12 protein-coding genes are annotated in these 14,905 nt (G+C 53.5%); 4 read left to right on the top strand and 8 right to left on the bottom strand.

The window, feature by feature from the left end:
* Positions 1 to 383 precede the first annotated feature (383 nt).
* Both QZP87_RS06915 and fliJ read right to left on the bottom strand, forming a co-directional pair.
* Entirely contained in the window at positions 384 to 935 is a 552-nt protein-coding gene (locus QZP87_RS06915) for a hypothetical protein (RefSeq protein ID WP_291322187.1), read from the bottom strand.
* A complete protein-coding gene (gene fliJ, locus QZP87_RS06910) occupies positions 916 to 1,395 on the bottom strand; it encodes a flagellar export protein FliJ (RefSeq protein WP_291322186.1) in 480 nt (159 codons plus the stop codon). Before fliJ ends, QZP87_RS06915 begins: the two co-directional genes overlap by 20 nt.
* A 681-nt stretch (positions 1,396 to 2,076) precedes the next feature.
* Between fliJ and QZP87_RS06905 the strand changes: the two genes are divergently transcribed.
* Entirely contained in the window at positions 2,077 to 4,017 is a 1,941-nt protein-coding gene (locus tag QZP87_RS06905; RefSeq protein WP_291322185.1) for a molybdopterin biosynthesis protein, read from the top strand.
* 4 nt (positions 4,018 to 4,021) lie between these two features.
* On the opposite strand, the gene QZP87_RS06900 is transcribed toward QZP87_RS06905, so the two are convergent.
* From QZP87_RS06900 to QZP87_RS06890, 3 genes are read right to left on the bottom strand one after another with little or no spacing between them, the layout of a single operon-like run.
* Positions 4,022 to 4,969, bottom strand: coding sequence for a histone deacetylase (locus QZP87_RS06900; protein ID WP_291322184.1), 948 nt, complete (start codon positions 4,967 to 4,969; stop codon positions 4,022 to 4,024).
* Positions 4,970 to 4,983: 14 nt separating this feature from the next.
* The gene (locus tag QZP87_RS06895) at positions 4,984 to 5,757 is read right to left on the bottom strand and encodes an SAM-dependent chlorinase/fluorinase (protein ID WP_291322183.1); all 774 of its coding nucleotides are present in this window, start codon (positions 5,755 to 5,757) and stop codon (positions 4,984 to 4,986) included.
* Entirely contained in the window at positions 5,757 to 6,620 is an 864-nt protein-coding gene (locus QZP87_RS06890) for a YitT family protein (protein WP_291322182.1), read from the bottom strand. Before QZP87_RS06890 ends, QZP87_RS06895 begins: the two co-directional genes overlap by 1 nt.
* 295 nt (positions 6,621 to 6,915) lie before the next feature.
* Here QZP87_RS06890 and QZP87_RS06885 point away from each other — a divergent pair, with 295 nt between their 5' ends.
* Complete coding sequence (locus tag QZP87_RS06885) at positions 6,916 to 7,782, top strand: phosphatidylglycerol lysyltransferase domain-containing protein (RefSeq protein ID WP_291322181.1); 867 nt, start codon at positions 6,916 to 6,918, stop codon at positions 7,780 to 7,782.
* Between the two features lie 155 nt (positions 7,783 to 7,937).
* Here the strand turns inward: QZP87_RS06885 and topA are convergent, their stop codons facing one another.
* Positions 7,938 to 10,181, bottom strand: a complete 2,244-nt coding sequence (gene topA / locus QZP87_RS06880) for a type I DNA topoisomerase (RefSeq protein WP_291322180.1) — start codon at positions 10,179 to 10,181, stop codon at positions 7,938 to 7,940.
* A gap of 161 nt (positions 10,182 to 10,342) precedes the next feature.
* On the opposite strand from topA, the gene QZP87_RS06875 reads away from it, so the two are divergent.
* On the top strand, positions 10,343 to 11,344 hold the full coding sequence (locus QZP87_RS06875) for a DUF933 domain-containing protein (RefSeq protein ID WP_291322179.1): 1,002 nt from the start codon (positions 10,343 to 10,345) through the stop codon (positions 11,342 to 11,344).
* A complete protein-coding gene (locus QZP87_RS06870) occupies positions 11,337 to 12,116 on the top strand; it encodes an RNA methyltransferase (RefSeq protein WP_291322178.1) in 780 nt (259 codons plus the stop codon). Before QZP87_RS06875 ends, QZP87_RS06870 begins: the two co-directional genes overlap by 8 nt.
* On the opposite strand, the gene QZP87_RS06865 is transcribed toward QZP87_RS06870, so the two are convergent.
* Together QZP87_RS06865 and QZP87_RS06860 are read right to left on the bottom strand one after the other, a co-directional pair.
* Entirely contained in the window at positions 12,088 to 13,728 is a 1,641-nt protein-coding gene (locus tag QZP87_RS06865; RefSeq protein ID WP_291322177.1) for a HEAT repeat domain-containing protein, read from the bottom strand. The genes QZP87_RS06870 and QZP87_RS06865 overlap by 29 nt on opposite strands.
* A gap of 94 nt (positions 13,729 to 13,822) precedes the next feature.
* On the bottom strand, positions 13,823 to 14,656 hold the full coding sequence (locus QZP87_RS06860) for a purine-nucleoside phosphorylase (protein WP_291322176.1): 834 nt from the start codon (positions 14,654 to 14,656) through the stop codon (positions 13,823 to 13,825).
* Positions 14,657 to 14,905: the final 249 nt, after the last annotated feature.

Raw genomic sequence — 14,905 nt, 5'->3', positions numbered from 1 at the left:
CTCCGCGTCCACCAATGGTGCCTGTCCCTGCAAACATGTTTTTTAAGAAGCGGCTGGAGCCGCAAGAACTAAATGTTCCCAGGCTGGAGCCTGGGAACGAGAGGTAAAACTTCCGTGCTCTTCCGTGTGTTCCGTGGGCATAACCTCTTGGCTTTCTTTAAAAATGAAACAACATTTTTGTTTGAAATTTGTGCTAAGCCACTAAATTGGGATAAGCACTTTTGCCGGTTGCTAATTTGCAAATGCTGCAAAAATTCGGCGGCAAAAGAGCCAGTCCCCGGAGGTCAATAAATTAGTTTCGCTGTAGTGCTACTGCGACTATAAATATGACTTTTTGCAGTCGCATCATACAGACGCATCCTGAAAGAGGCTGAACAGTTTTGTTATCGTTCAATAAAGGGCAGCTGCAGATCCGTCAGCATTTCTGAAAGCCTGGCCGCCTTCTGGGGATTTACATTGGTTAGAATGTCTCCTGCCTCTCTGCCCCGCATCCCGGCCAAAACTTTGACAGCAATATCCTCATTCAATGTTTCCAGCACTGCTGCAGCCTGGGGCGGTTCCATGTTGGAATATACATTCACCAGGTGCGCAATCTTCTCGTCCCGGACCACATCTGCCTGCTTAAGCATTTCATCCACTTCAGCCTGCAATGCCCTTAATTCTTCCAGCTTTTCATCAAGCTCCTTTTCCAGATCGCGCAGGTTTCGCTCCCTGCGATCAAGCTCCGCCTCACGTTCCCTGAGCCTCTGCACCTCCCTGGGAATGTCTTTTTCTTCTACCTCCGCGACATCCACCTCGTTGTTGTCCCCGGGAGCAGCCAGAGCCAGCCTGGTTTCCAGCATCGGATTCTTTTGCTCAACCGGCTGCATTTCTTCCTGATTTTTCTGTCCGGGTAGAGCGAAGATGAGCCCAAGCTTAATCACTGCCAATACCATGACCATCTGCAAAAGCCTGGAGGGCCTCAGGCTGGTAACGCAGAACGGCCATTTCATCAAATTCTTTTTGTTCTTTTTGTTGCTGCTCATGATCAAACTTTGCCTTTCTGTTGTGTTTTAATTTCTCCAGGATCTTTTTCTTTTTGCTTATGTCTATTAGTTCCTGGCGTTTCCTGCTGATATCGCTGGATAACTCGCTCAGCTTCTGTTCAGCCCTTACCAGGTCAATATTCAGACGGTCCCGGTAACGGGTATACAGCCAGATATCCGCCTGGGTCATATCTTTCCTGGCTCCAAGGCTCTGCCTGGCCCGCACCCTTTCTTCCAGTATCTCCTGTACAACCTGGTTCTGCTCCTGGTACATTTTTCTGACCTGAGCCAGAGCTTCCCGGGCTTTTTCTTCCTGCTGTTCCCTGAGATCCAGCACTTTCTGCATCGAAAATATAAAGTTCCTTCTCATAAATGACAACCTTGATGCGGGGTTATTCTGGTTTTATTATACGTATCTGTATAGCGCTTTTCAGGAAAGCAGGGGACAGGCACTCCGGGACCCAGTTGAGCATCATTTATTCGTAACCATTCAGGGGATGCCGAAACCGGCCAGGGGACAGTCCCCGTGACACTTTTCCTGCACAAATACACAAAGTACAGACGCGAAATTTTGTGAAGCTGCATAATCATTACTTAGCGGGGGACAGTCCCCTGGCCTTGTGCCGGTAATCAACACCGAGGACCCCCTCAATGGTTACATTTATTCACTTTTCAGCCAGGAACGCAGTAACAAGTCACAGATACATTTTACTCTCAATATATTCAAGAAATGTGCCTTTTTTCTGCTGTATAGTCCCTGGGTAACCATTCAGGGAGGCAGATACCGGCCAGGGGACAGTCCCCGCGACATTATTTCTGCAAAAATACAAAATTTTCAAACGCGAAATTATGAGAAGCTGCACAATCATTACATAGCGGGGACAGTCCCCTGGCCCTGACCCTGGACCTTCAACCAAAAAAAACTTATGCTTCCACCTGAATCGGTGAAGTTCATTATAAATAGACTTCGTGCAGTCGCAGCATGTCATTCCCAGCTGGAGTTGCACCCTGGCATATAACCTGAAACACCACTGAAAAAAAGGACTACAAAATGGATACTCAAAGAAATATCTACCTCAAGACTATAAGCATTGAAGAAGCCCTGGAAAAGATGCTGCAGGAAATAAGCTCCAGGGATATTCTGAGGCAGGAGCAGGTACCCTCCCACCAGGCCCTCGGCAGAGTGACTTCCAGCCCTGTGTGGGCCAGGTACTCCTCCCCCACCTTTCACAGCGCCGCCATGGATGGTGTGGCTGTCAAGGCTGAAAACACCTTCACCGCCAGGGATGACAATCCGGTTATGCTGCAGAAAGACCGGGACTATGTGGATATAAACACCGGAGATCCTCTACCTGATGATATGGACAGCGTCATCATGGTGGAGAACATCAACCAGGAGGACCAGAACACCATTTCCATTGAGCAGCCGGCCTACCCCTGGCAGAACATACGCCGCATAGGCGAGGACATCGTTGCCACGGAACTGCTTCTGCCCAGGAACCACGAGATATCGCCTTATGACATCGGAGTACTTCTAAGCGGTGGCATCTGGGAAGTGGACGTATATGAAGAGGTAAAAATTCACGTCATACCCACCGGGGATGAGGTGCTGGATTATACTTCCAGGCCGGATCCCAGTCCCGGCCAGGTCATCGAGAGCAATTCCCAGGTGCTGGCAGCCATGGCCCGGACCTGGGGGTGCAGCTTTTCGCGCACTCCACCGGTCAAGGATCAGCCGGAACTACTGGAAAAGGCCCTGCAGGAAGCCCTGGATTCCCCGGCCCATATAGTGATCATCGGTGCCGGTTCCTCTGCGGGCAGCAAGGACTTTACCCGCAGAATCATCCAGAAAAAGGGCCGGGTGCTGGTGCACGGCCTCAAGGCCATGCCCGGCAAGCCTACCCTGCTTGGCATCTCCTCCAACAACAAGATCCTGGTGGGGGCTCCGGGATACCCGGTTAGTTCGGTGGTGTGCTATGAGCAGATATTGAAGCCTCTGGTATACCATATCTCCGGAAAATCCATGCAGCAACCGGTAACCGTGACAGCCAGGCTGACCCGAAAAGTACCTTCCAGGCTTGGCATGCAGGAGTTTCTGCGCGTCTCCCTGGGGAGGGTGGGAGAGCAGTATGTGGCCACTCCTCTGCCCAGGGGAGCGGGGATGATGACCAGTCTTACCCGGGCCCAGGGCGTGGCCTGCATTCCTCCTGACCTGGAGGGAGTGCAGCAGGATAAAGAGGTTGTCGTGGAACTACTGCGAAGCCCCCGGGAAGTACACCAGGTCCTGGTAACCGTGGGCAGCCATGACAACACCCTGGATCTGCTGGCCAACCAGCTGGCCGTGGGCACCCCCCCGGTACGGCTGGCTTCGACCCACGTGGGCAGCATGGGGGGCATCACCGCTGCAGCCCGGGGCACCACCCACATTGCCGGCATGCATCTTTTCGACCCTCAAAGCAAAGACTACAACTTTCCGTTCCTGGAAAAGTATGCCCCGGACCTTCAGTACAAGCTGATAAACCTGGCCATCCGGCACCAGGGTCTCATGGTCCAGCCCGGCAACCCCAGGAATATTCAATCCCTGGAAGATCTTACCCGGGAAGACGTAACATTCGTCAACCGCCAGAAAGGGGCCGGAACCAGGATTCTTCTGGATCACCACCTGCAGCAGGCAGGCATTTCTCCGAACCAGGTGCGAGGTTACTCCAAGGAAGAATACACCCATATGGGGGTTGCAGTAAACGTTCTCAGCGGATCAGCTCACTGCGGGCTGGGCATCAAGGCCGCTGCCGGGGCTCTGGGACTGGATTTTGTGCCTCTGGCAAGAGAGCGCTATGACCTGCTCATCCCGGAGGCCTTCATCGGTGATGAAAAGGTTGAGCGTGTAATCAGGCTGTTGAATTCCAGTGGTTTCAAATCCGAAATAGAAAATCTGGGAGGCTACGAAACTACACTCACCGGCCTGGAAATGAAGCCCGGCATGGGGCTGTAGCCTGTCACCCGTCTTGCATAAGGGTTTTTACGTGGGCTGCGCAGGCCCTGGCCAGGCCGTCCAGGCTGTAACCGCCCTCCAGAGTGGCAACCAGCCGGCCCGCGGCATGCTTGTGGGCTATATCCATGACAATCTCTGTCAGCCGGGCGAAATCCTCCGGGGTAAGATTGAACCGGCCCAGAAGATCCCCCTTCATGGCGTCAAACCCGGCTGAAACAAGAACCAACTGGGGTTTATAGTCATCCATGGCCGGAACCAGGTGCCCGGTAAACGCCGGCAGGATCTCATCCCGGCCGGCACCTGCGGGAAAAGGACAATTCATGTTGGTGCCCTTGCCTCTGCCTGAACCGGTCTCATGGCTTTCACCCGTAAATGGAAACCAGCCCTCCTGGTGGGTGCTGAAGAAAAAAACTTCCTGCTCTTCGTAAAAGGCCTCCTGGGTGCCGTTTCCATGGTGAACGTCCCAGTCGATAATGGCGATCCTGTCCAGGCCGTATTTTTGTATGGCGTGACGGGCAGCCAGGGCCACGTTGTTGAACAGACAAAACCCCATGCCCATGCCGGGCCGGGCGTGATGACCCGGGGGCCTTACCGGGCAGAAGGCATTGGATGCCTTATTCTCCATGACCAGGTCCACGGCCTCAACAAGGGCTCCGGCGGCTGTCAGGGCGGCATCCCAGGAACCATTGCTGATTCCGGTATCCGGGTATCCCAGGGAATGCCTGCCGGCAGCAACGCTGTCGCGCACCAGGTCTAAGTACTGGGAATCATGGTTGCTTAGCAGGGCTTCTTCACGGGCTGGTCCCGGACTCTTCCATTCCAGGTTTGAATCCTGGTCCAGGTGCCGCAGGGCCGACACTATGGCATCCAGCCGGGCCGGACTTTCGGGATGACCGCTTCCCGCCAGGTGGGTCTTGCATACCTGGTCATACATAATGGTGGTTTTAGTCATGTTTCTTCTCCTGATTACGCGTTGAAAGAAAATACGACTTCATCCCCGGGGCCGAATCCAAGCAGGCGGGCGGCACTGTCTTCCCTGGCAGCTATTTCCAGCCTTCCCTGGCTTCCAGTGACCATGCCCAGTTTACCTTCGGGGATTGCGGCATAATACGATACCAGGACCATGTCATAACCACCCACCTGCATTTCAATGCCCTGCAGTCTGCCGGCCCAGCTGTTGATGTCCAGGTTCAACACCAGGTTGCCGAATCGGTCCCGGTGCAGGACAAGACACTTGAGTCCGGAACTGCAGACTGCCGGCACTGGTGGATAATGCTTGATGATTTCTTCCTGGTCAAAATGCTCAAATCCTTCTGGAACCTTTTGTTCCCTGGCAAGGATTGCCCCCAGGGGAGCAAAAATGTCCCGGCCGTGAAATGTGGTTGATAAAGGCGGTTTGCCGGTAAAACGACGACAGATGCCTACAAGTCCGTCCTCAAGTGCCTGAGAAAGAAGGCCGTTATCCGGGGCCAGAATCCAGGAATTCCGGGATTCAGCCAGAATTATTCCACGCTCTGAACCTACTCCCGGATCCACTACAGCAATAAAAACTGTGTCATCCGGGAAATAATCCAGGGAAGATCTGAGCACAAAACCGGCCTGGTGGATATTAAAGGCCTGCACCCCGTGACTGAGGTCAATTACCGCTGCTCCTGGACAATGGGAATAAATCACGCCTTTCATCTGGCCCACATAGGGGTCCTCCAGGCCAAAATCGGTCAACAAAGCCACCACGGACATTAAAACAGCATCCTCTTGGAAAAACCCCGGCCCAGGACGTTAAAGGTATTCTCTATTACCACAAAAGCTTCCGTATCCTGAGTATAGATCAGCTCCTCCAGCCTTTTCAACTGAAAATTATTGATCACTGTGAGAACGATTTTCTTACGCTTGCCGCTATAGGATCCCCGGCCGTAAATATATGTCGAACCGCGCCGCAGTTTGCTGCTGATAAGATCAACCATGACTTCTGGAACAGCGGTAATTATCAGGACCATTTTGCGCTGGTTGAACAGGGACATGAAGTAATCGGCTATAACCGCCGTTAGAAAGACACTGATAAGGGAGTAAAGAACCAGGTCAGTCTCCAGGAACATAAAGCTCAGGGAAAAAAGACACAGGTTGAAGCCAAAGCTGCTCTGGCCGATATTGACATTGAGTTTCTGATACAGGATTACCCCGATAATATCCAGCCCGCCTGTGGAACCGAAGGAACGCAGGCTCATGCCCACTCCCGCGCCCAGAAGAGATCCATAGGTGAGTGCGGCCAGCAAGGGGTCCTGTATGGGCAGGTGAACGTTCACCACCTGCAAAAACAGGGCTATGGCCAGCAAACAGTAAAGGCTGTAAAGAAAAAACCTGCGGCTGACCATGAACAGTCCCAGGGTAAACACCGGGATGTTCAGAAGCAGAAGCCACAGGCCGGGATTGAGCTGGTCCGTAGCATAGTACAGAAGCAGTCCAAGGCCTGCAAATCCTCCGGCAATAAAGCTTTGATGGATGGCTATGCCGTTAATGGCTAAAGCGATTATCATAGCGGCCACAGTCATGAGGGTCAGGGACCAGACGTGACCGTAGGCATATTTTTTAATCCATGAATTCATGGCGCATCCTTCCCAGGCTTTGAGGCCGCAACTAACTGATGGTATGTACTTGACCGCCGGGAATGCCTGATTTAAGTTAATACTTTTTCATTACCATTACAGCGAAACTTATAACACTACAGCGATACTTTGTGTAAATTATCGCCTCGGCCACCGGGGACAGGCAACCCCGCACTTATTTTTCTTAAGGATGTTTGACGGCATTTTAAAAATAAGTGCAGGGAGAGCCAGTCCCCTGCTTTCCTTAAAAGCGCTGAACAGGTCGAAACTTTTACCATAATGTAAGAGGAACCCGATGCAATTTCAAACCATTGATATATCCCTGCAGGAAGAATATAACCGTTTGTTTGCCCTGACCCCGCAGCCGGTTTCAGATTACAGTTTTACCAATGTCTGGGGCTGGTCTCAGGAGTATGGCCTGGAGATCGCCTTTCACCAAGGCCTGGCCTGGATCAGGCAGGACAGACCTCAAAAAGGCTACTGGGCTCCAGTGGGGGACTGGAACGTGGACTGGGCCGGCCTTCTGGACAGCTTTCCCAGGCCGGCGGAGTTTATCCGCGTGCCGGAAAAGCTTGCCCATGCCTGGCAGGACAGCCTGCCCGGGTTACAGGTGTATGAAGCCCGGGAACACTGGGATTACCTTTACTCGGTGCCGGAACTTATAGCCCTTAAAGGCAACAAGTGGCACAAGAAGAAAAATCTTTACAACCAGTTCGTTAAAAACAACGCTTACACCTACGTCCCCCTGGACCGCAAACACATAGAATTCGCACTTGGACTGCAGACGGAATGGTGTCTCTGGAAGGAATGCGAGGACTCTCAGACCCTGGAGGCGGAAAACCAGGTGGTGGTCCGGGTGTTCAACGCCTGGGAAAAACTCCAGGGGCTTTTCGGGGCCGGCATTATGGTGAACGGCAATATGGCGGCCTTTACCGTTGCCGAAGCCCTGCCGGACCATACCCTGCTTATCCATTTTGAAAAAGGCTGCCCTAAACACAAGGGGGTATACCAGGCTATGAACAGCCTGTTTTTGCAAAACTCCGCCCCGGACTTTGAAATAGTCAACCGGGAGCAGGACATGGGCGATCCAGGCCTTCAAAAAGCTAAAGAGTCTTACCACCCCATAGGGTTTCTAAAAAAATACTGGGTGGTTATCAAATAAATATCTGTTCAGCACTTTTCTTGTGGCATGGCTTCCTGGCCCGTCAGCTGCTCATTAAGATCCTTACCTGCAGGTCGGCTTCCTGCTCGGAGAGAGACAAGATATACAGCCCCGACGGGGACCGGCTTACCTCAGCCCTTATTGTTTGACATCCGTCAACCTTGCATTTCCTCCCAGTACTTGCATCCTTTCACGGGGCAGTCCAGATGTTCCCCGCGGGTCTTGGTGTTTTTCTGCACCAGGACCTTTGAGGCGCACTCCGGACACTTTTTGGCCACGGGCGGGTTCCACAGGGCATAGTCGCACTCGGGATACCTGTTGCAGCCGTAAAATATCTTTCCCCTGCGGCTGCTCTTCTCCACCAGTTCCCCGGTGCAGCCGTCCATGGGACAGGCGATTCCCGTAGAAAAAGGAGCGCTGTGTTTGCACCTGGGGTAGTTGTCGCAGGCGATAAAGCGGCTGCCGGTGCGGGCCTTCTTGATAACCAGGGCACCTCCGCAATCCGGGCAGGTCCCCACCTTTTCGCGCTCCACTGTCTCGTTTTCAACCTGCTGCACGCTGCCCTTGTCATCCCGGATGAAATTGCTGGTGTTTTTGCATTCCGGGTAGCTGGAACAGGCCAGAAAAGCCCCGTTCCGCCCGAAACGGATAAGCATGGTCCCGCCGCACTGCTCACACTTGATATCGGTTTCCTTGCCTCCCTTGACCGAGGCCATGGCCTTGCGGGCCTTTTCCAGGGTGGGGTAGAACTCCCCGGTAAAAGCGCGCATCACCTCCACCCAGTCCTTTTCACCCAGGGCGATGGTATCCAGATCCTGCTCCAGCTGGGCGGTAAAGCCGGCGTCCAGCAGGGCCGGAAAATGCTCCACCAGGAGATCGCACACTTCAGAGCCAAGCTCCGTGGGCCGGAAATTTTTCTCCTCCAGGGTTACGTATTCCCTGTCCAGGAGAGTGGAAATAATAGCCGCATAAGTGGAGGGTCTGCCGATGCCCAGTTCCTCCAGCCTGCGCACCAGGGAAGCTTCGCTGTACCTGGCCGGGGGCTGGGTGAATTTCTGCTCCTTGGACAGGGTTTCCAGGGCCAGCTTTTCATCCCTGGCCAGCTTCGGCAGGAGGGTGTCCTCCTGGGTTCCACCCGGGGTGTAAATGCGCAGGAATCCGGGAAATATTATCCGCTCCCCCTTGGCCCGCCACAAGGTATCCGCGGCCTTGATAGTCACCACTGTGTCCCAGAACCTGGCTGCGGCCATCTGCGAGGCCATGAACCTGGACCAGATCAGCCTGTACAGCGCATAATCGTCCCGGGACAGGTAGGACTTTATCTCTTCCGGTGTGATGGATGGATCCACCGGTCTGATGGCCTCGTGGGCGTCCTGGGCCGACCCCTTGGATTTGAAGAACCTGGTCTTTTTTGGGTAATAATCCTTGCCCAGGTTTTTTTCGATCCAGGACCTGGCCTCCTGCTGGGCCTCTTTGGCCACCCGCACCGAATCGGTCCGCATGTAGGTGATAAGGGCGGTTGTGCCTTTGTCCCCCAGGTCCAGGCCTTCGTACAGGCGCTGGGCCACGCTCATGGTCCGCTTTGCGGCGAATCCCAGGCGGTTGCTGGCTTCCTGCTGCAGGGTGGAGGTGATAAAGGGCGGCTTGGGGTCTCTGGCTCTCTCTTTTTCCTCAACAGACTGCACTGTAAACGAAGCCCCCCTGACTTTTTCTTCCAGCGCCAGGGCCTCTTTTTCGGAAGGCACATGGGCCTTTTTACCGGCAATCTTCCACAGTCCCGCCTCAAAGCTTTCCTGGGCCTGATTCTGCAACAAGGCTTTAAAAACCCAGTACTCCTCCGGCACAAAGGCCTGGCGCTCGCGTTCGCGCTCCACTATCATGCGCAGGGCCACGGACTGCACCCGGCCGGCTGAAAGACCGCGCTTGACCTTTTTCCATAACAGGGGAGAGATCTTGTAACCTACCAGCCTGTCCAGGACCCGTCTGGCCTGCTGGGAGTTGAACAGGCTCTGGTTCAGTTCTCTTGGGTTCTGCAGGGCCTCCTGCACCGCCCGGGGTGTGATCTCGTTGAACTGGATACGGTGGATATTGGAATTTTTGGACTTTATTTCCTCGGCAATATGCCAGGCAATGGCCTCACCCTCCCGGTCCGGGTCCGGGGCCAGAAAAACCCTGCCGGACTTGGAAGCGCTCTGCTTGAGCTTGTTGACCACCTTTTTCTTGCCGTAGATGATCTCGTACTCAGGCTGAAATCCGCTTGCTTCATCCACACCCAGTGTTTTCTTGGGCAGATCCCGGATATGGCCCACTGAGGCCTCAACCATGTAATCCCTGCCCAGGAATTTGCTGATGGTCTTTACCTTGGCCGGCGACTCGACAATGATAAGATCTTTGCTCATAATGTTGGTGCCTATAAGCATAGCATTTTTCTTTGGCAAGGAAAAATGTTCTTGTCCTTATTCTTGTCAGCATCTGTTTTTTGCTTTAAGTCCTTCAGGCTTCCTGTTTGAAGGTCTGATTTCAATTGTTGCGGGAAAAAATATCAAATGCCGGAGATGAGATGAAAACAGCCATTATCGGCTTCAGCGGCAGCGGCAAGTCCGAGCTTTTCAGGGCTTTGGCCGGTCCTGGCACCCCGGGCAACCGGGCCATGGTAAAAGTCCCTGAGCCACGCCTGGAGCCTCTTTGCGACCTGTTTAAACCCAAAAAATCCACCCACACCGAAATAGAATTCATGAACCTGCCCGGAGGAGGCTCAAGTTCTCTGGGTAATAAAATTTTAAGCGATATCAGGGGATTCGAATGCCTGCTGGTGGTCCTGGACGCCTACTCGGGTACCCAGGACCCGATAGCACAGCTGAACGCCATTGAGGCCGAGCTCATTATTTCGGATCTGGCGGTTATTGAAAAAAAACTGGAAAGGATGCAGGAAGACAAGAAAAAGGCCAAGCACCTCCATGACCCCGGCCAGGAAGAAATGCTTACAAAAGCCCGGGGGATCCTGGAACAGGACAGGCCTTTGAGGGAATACCCAGACCTTGCCGCCAGGGATGCTTTGCGGGGTTTTGCTTTTCTCTCATCCAAACCAGTACTCTATGCCTGGAACGTGGCCGAGGACAGCCTGGGCGGCTTCAAGACCCCGCTTGATAGTACCGGTATGGGGCATGTCGCCTTTTCAGCCAGGCTGGAAAGGGAATTGTCCGAGCTTGAGGACCGGCAGGAACTTCTGGAATTCATGCAGGAACTGGGTATTCAGGGTTCGGTCCTGGACAGGGTCATAAGCCGGGCTTACGACCTTCTGGGGCTCATCACCTTTCTCACCGTCGGGGAAAAAGAGGTCTGTTCCTGGCCGCTGAAGCGAGGCAAAAACGCCTGGGAAGCCGCCGGGGTGATCCACTCCGATATACAGAAAGGCTTTATCCGGGCCGAAGTGCTGGGCTGGGAGGACTTTGTGGCCTGCAAGAGTTTTAAAAAGGCCAGGGAGCAGGGCGTATTGCGCCTTGAGGGCAAGGAATACATAGTCAGGGACGGGGACATCATCACCTTCAGGTTCAATGTCTAAGTCCTGGGACAGCACAGGTACAAACGACGGGCACCTGCACATGAACAACATCGCGGTCATACTCTGCCGTCCCAAGTACCCGGAAAACGTGGGCTCTGTAGCCCGGGCCTGCGTCAATATGGGCTGCTCCAGGCTGATCATCACAGGGGCGCAGACCTTCGAGCCGGAAAGGGCCGCGCCTCTGGCCACCTCCAGAGGAGTTGAACTGCTGCGCTCAACTGAACACTACCCCGACCTGGAACAGGCTCTGAAGGGCTTTCACCGGGTCTTTGCCACTTCGGCCCGGGTGGGTGGGTGGCGCAAGGGCGTATTTCTGCCCTGGCAGGCGGCCCAGGAAATAATGCGCCCGGAAACCCTGGACCAGGACACCGCCCTGGTCTTCGGTCCTGAGGACAAGGGTCTGGCCAACCACGAAATAGAGCTCTGCCCGCGCATAATTTCCATCCCCACCACCAGCGAGGCCTGGTCGCTCAATCTCTCCCAGGCAGTGCTGCTGGTCCTGTACGAGTGTTTTAAGCACGTCCCGGCCGCCAGAACCCGCTACATTCCTTCCTGGGACTCACCCCCGGCCACCCAGGAGCAGATGCAGCTCTTGCATCAGAACATTCAGGAGGCCCTGCTGCTCATAAATTTTCTGCAGCCGGACAACCCGGACTACTTCATGCTGCCCCTGAAAAGGTTTCTGGCCAAAACAGGCATCAGGCAGCACGAATTCAATCTGCTCATGGGGATCTGCAGACAGATCAAGTGGATGGCCGGCCGGTCTGCCTGACCCCATCCAGGGCCAGCTTCAGGCTCTCAGCCGTGAAGGGCTTGAAAGTGATATCGCTTACTCCGGCCTGCCTGGCCCTTTCATTGTCCTGGACCTCGTTCTGGGTGGTGACCATGATTATGGGGAGGCCCTGCTCCGGATATAGTTCTCTGGCCCTGCCTATGAACTCGATTCCGGTTATCTCGGGCATATTCAGATCCGTAAACACCGCCTCAGGCTTGTTTTTCTGCAGCCATTCCAGGGCTTCGGCCGGATATTCAAACAAAACCGGCTCAAAACCCAGTTCGTAAAGGGTGGACTTGTAAATCTTCAAAATCATCTTTGAATCATCCACTGCCAGGGCCAGAGGTCTTATTTCATCCCTGGACTCCTGTATCTGCAGCTTGCGGGCCAGATCCATATAGCCGTATTTCTGCAAAAGCGCTCTGTAATTATCCCGGACATCAGGAGCGGTACACTGCAAGAGGTAATCAACGGCCATCTCCTGAAAGGCCTCTTCCTCAAGAACCGCTATCAAGAGATTCTTGGCCTGGGCGCTGATTATGGCCCGAACGGTCTTTATTGCATCCTGGTCCCGTTGCCGGACCATATTTTTCACCCCGGCCGCCAGGACCTGGTTCAGATTCTGATCAATGGCCGAGGCCGCCACCACGCAAACATGCTCCTCGGGATCCGTCAGACCCCTGGCCAGGATATATGCTCCTTTATCCAGGGGCATACGCCCCAGTGCTTCGTAAGCTGCAAACCGCACATTGGGATCCCTGGGTTCCTTTCCCAGCATTTTGCGGATAAAGGTCAGGGCTGAAGAATCCCCGATATCTCCAAGTACATTCAGAGTATGAATCAAAAGGTCCGGGTCGTCATGCAGAAGATTGTCGCACAGCATGGGTACAGCCTTGGGTCCGATGCGTACAAGCTTGGACTTGGCGTAATTTCTCAGGTGTGCATAATGCGAACAAAGGGACTGGTTCAGTCTGTTCAACGAGACATGGTCCTGGACCTGGGAAAATATGTCCAGGATCAGGATATCCAGCTGGGGGTCGCTACCCATCTTCTCTGACAGTCTCTGCATGGCCGTGGGGGTGCCTATCTGCCCCAGACTCCTGGTGGCGGCGATGATAAGGGACTTGTGATTGGAATACAGAAATTCACTGATGGCGTTGGTGGCGGATGGATCCCCAATGGATCCCAGGGCTGTCACAGCCTCTTTTAAAATGTCCTCGTCCATCTCCCGCACCAGGATCTCCATTAGTCCTGTAGCGGCCTCCTGCATTCTGAGTTCGCCGGCCATACTGATAAAGACTTCCCTGGGAGCAACTTTGTCCTCGATTGTTTTCAAAAGAATGCCTGGATGCCGCAGGGCGACGGCCATAAGCGCTCCTTTCAACTCTGGAAGCTGTCCCGCTGGATCAGCATTCTGGGAAATCAGGGAGACAAGCAGAGGTCCGGCAAAATCCGGCTTGCCGTGTTCCAGGATATGCAACAGCTTTTTCTGGGTTTTCAAATCAACTCCGTCTATGTGCTCCAGAACCAGTTTGGCCTTTATCAGATCCTGTTTTTTTACATTATCTTCCAGCTCAGTTACCAGATGGCGGGGGTCAAAATCAGACATTTTTTTCTCCTTGTAAAACCGGCGGCTGCCGGACTTATTACAGGGTTGATCAGCAAGGTCTTCAGGACAGCAGAAAAAACATTATTATTATGCATCAATCCCGGCCGATATGGGGCAGGGTTTCTTTCAGCAGGGTCACCAGATTTCTGTTTATCTTACGAACCTCAGCCAGGATCTCCTCATGGGAGGTCTCGGCCATGCAGTCCGGGAGGTTTTTGTTGGTCAGACAGGAATATCCCAGTACCCGTATTCCCATGTGTCTAGAGGCTATTGCTTCCAGGGTGGTGGACATTCCGATGGCGTCAGCTCCAAGCCTTCTAAAGGCTCTTGTCTCTGCCGGGGTCTCCAGAGAGGGCCCTTTGATCCCCATGTAAACCCCCCTTTCCAGGTGTATGCCGGCAGCCAGAGCCTTCTTAAATGCAAGGTTGCGAAGTGCCGGGCAGTAAGCACTGCTCATGTCAGGAAACCTGGGACCCCATAATTCCAGGTTTTCACCAGCCAGAGGGTTTTCACCCGTCATATTGATATGGTCCGTTACCAGCATTATGCTTCCAGTGGAAAATAGAGGGTTCAATGCTCCTGCCGCATTGGTCAAAACCGCTTTTTTTGCACCCCACATGCCAAGAACGCGCAGGTTGCGGACCACCTCGTTCGGACTGCAACCCTCGTAAAGATGAACCCGGCCGCTCATTATAGCCAGAGCAACGCCCTGGAAGCGACACAGAAAAAGGGTGCCTGCATGTCCGGCGGTTGTAGAGACTGCAAACTCCGGAATATGTGCATAATCCAGACCGGCAAAGGGGCTGAACTCCTGAGCCAGGTCTCCCTGACCGCTTCCAAGCACCACCACAACATCAGGTATAAAGTCAGGAAAATTATTGCCCAGATAGCCAAGGGCTTTCAAAACCTTGTATTTTTCAGTTAACATGATATCTTATCTCCGAGTAAGCCCTACAGGGATACTTTTTTACAGACCTCCGGGGACCGGCTCTCCCCGATTTTATTTTGATGCACCTGCAAAAAGTCAGATATTTACTGGTAGTGGTAAATTTGGATCATCTAACTCTTTGATTTTACTGACTACTGGCCACTGACTACTGCGACTGGAAATAAGACTTATTTCAGTCGCATCTTGTTATATCTGTTCAGCGTTTTCCCTCGCATCGAGAAGTTAGTG

It is taken from the genome of Desulfonatronospira sp. (genome assembly GCA_003563255.1).
GTDB lineage: Bacteria > Desulfobacterota > Desulfovibrionia > Desulfovibrionales > Desulfonatronovibrionaceae > Desulfonatronospira.
Note: the sequence above shows the minus strand (reverse complement) of the source record. Positions and strands in the feature narration are given on the sequence as shown.

Excerpts from the sequence above, each read along its gene's own strand:
- QZP87_RS06905 (WP_291322185.1), top strand. The coding sequence starts at position 2,077 with ATGGATACTCAAAGAAATATCTACCTCAAGACTATAAGCATTGAAGAA.
- QZP87_RS06860 (WP_291322176.1), bottom strand. The coding sequence starts at position 14,656 with ATGTTAACTGAAAAATACAAGGTTTTGAAAGCCCTTGGCTATCTGGGC.
- QZP87_RS06865 (WP_291322177.1), bottom strand. The coding sequence starts at position 13,728 with ATGTCTGATTTTGACCCCCGCCATCTGGTAACTGAGCTGGAAGATAAT.
- QZP87_RS06870 (WP_291322178.1), top strand. The coding sequence starts at position 11,337 with ATGTCTAAGTCCTGGGACAGCACAGGTACAAACGACGGGCACCTGCAC.
- QZP87_RS06900 (WP_291322184.1), bottom strand. The coding sequence starts at position 4,969 with ATGACTAAAACCACCATTATGTATGACCAGGTATGCAAGACCCACCTG.
- QZP87_RS06895 (WP_291322183.1), bottom strand. The coding sequence starts at position 5,757 with ATGTCCGTGGTGGCTTTGTTGACCGATTTTGGCCTGGAGGACCCCTAT.
- QZP87_RS06915 (WP_291322187.1), bottom strand. The coding sequence starts at position 935 with ATGGTATTGGCAGTGATTAAGCTTGGGCTCATCTTCGCTCTACCCGGA.
- fliJ (WP_291322186.1), bottom strand. The coding sequence starts at position 1,395 with ATGAGAAGGAACTTTATATTTTCGATGCAGAAAGTGCTGGATCTCAGG.
- topA (WP_291322180.1), bottom strand. The coding sequence starts at position 10,181 with ATGAGCAAAGATCTTATCATTGTCGAGTCGCCGGCCAAGGTAAAGACC.
- QZP87_RS06885 (WP_291322181.1), top strand. The coding sequence starts at position 6,916 with ATGCAATTTCAAACCATTGATATATCCCTGCAGGAAGAATATAACCGT.
- QZP87_RS06875 (WP_291322179.1), top strand. The coding sequence starts at position 10,343 with ATGAAAACAGCCATTATCGGCTTCAGCGGCAGCGGCAAGTCCGAGCTT.
- QZP87_RS06890 (WP_291322182.1), bottom strand. The coding sequence starts at position 6,620 with ATGAATTCATGGATTAAAAAATATGCCTACGGTCACGTCTGGTCCCTG.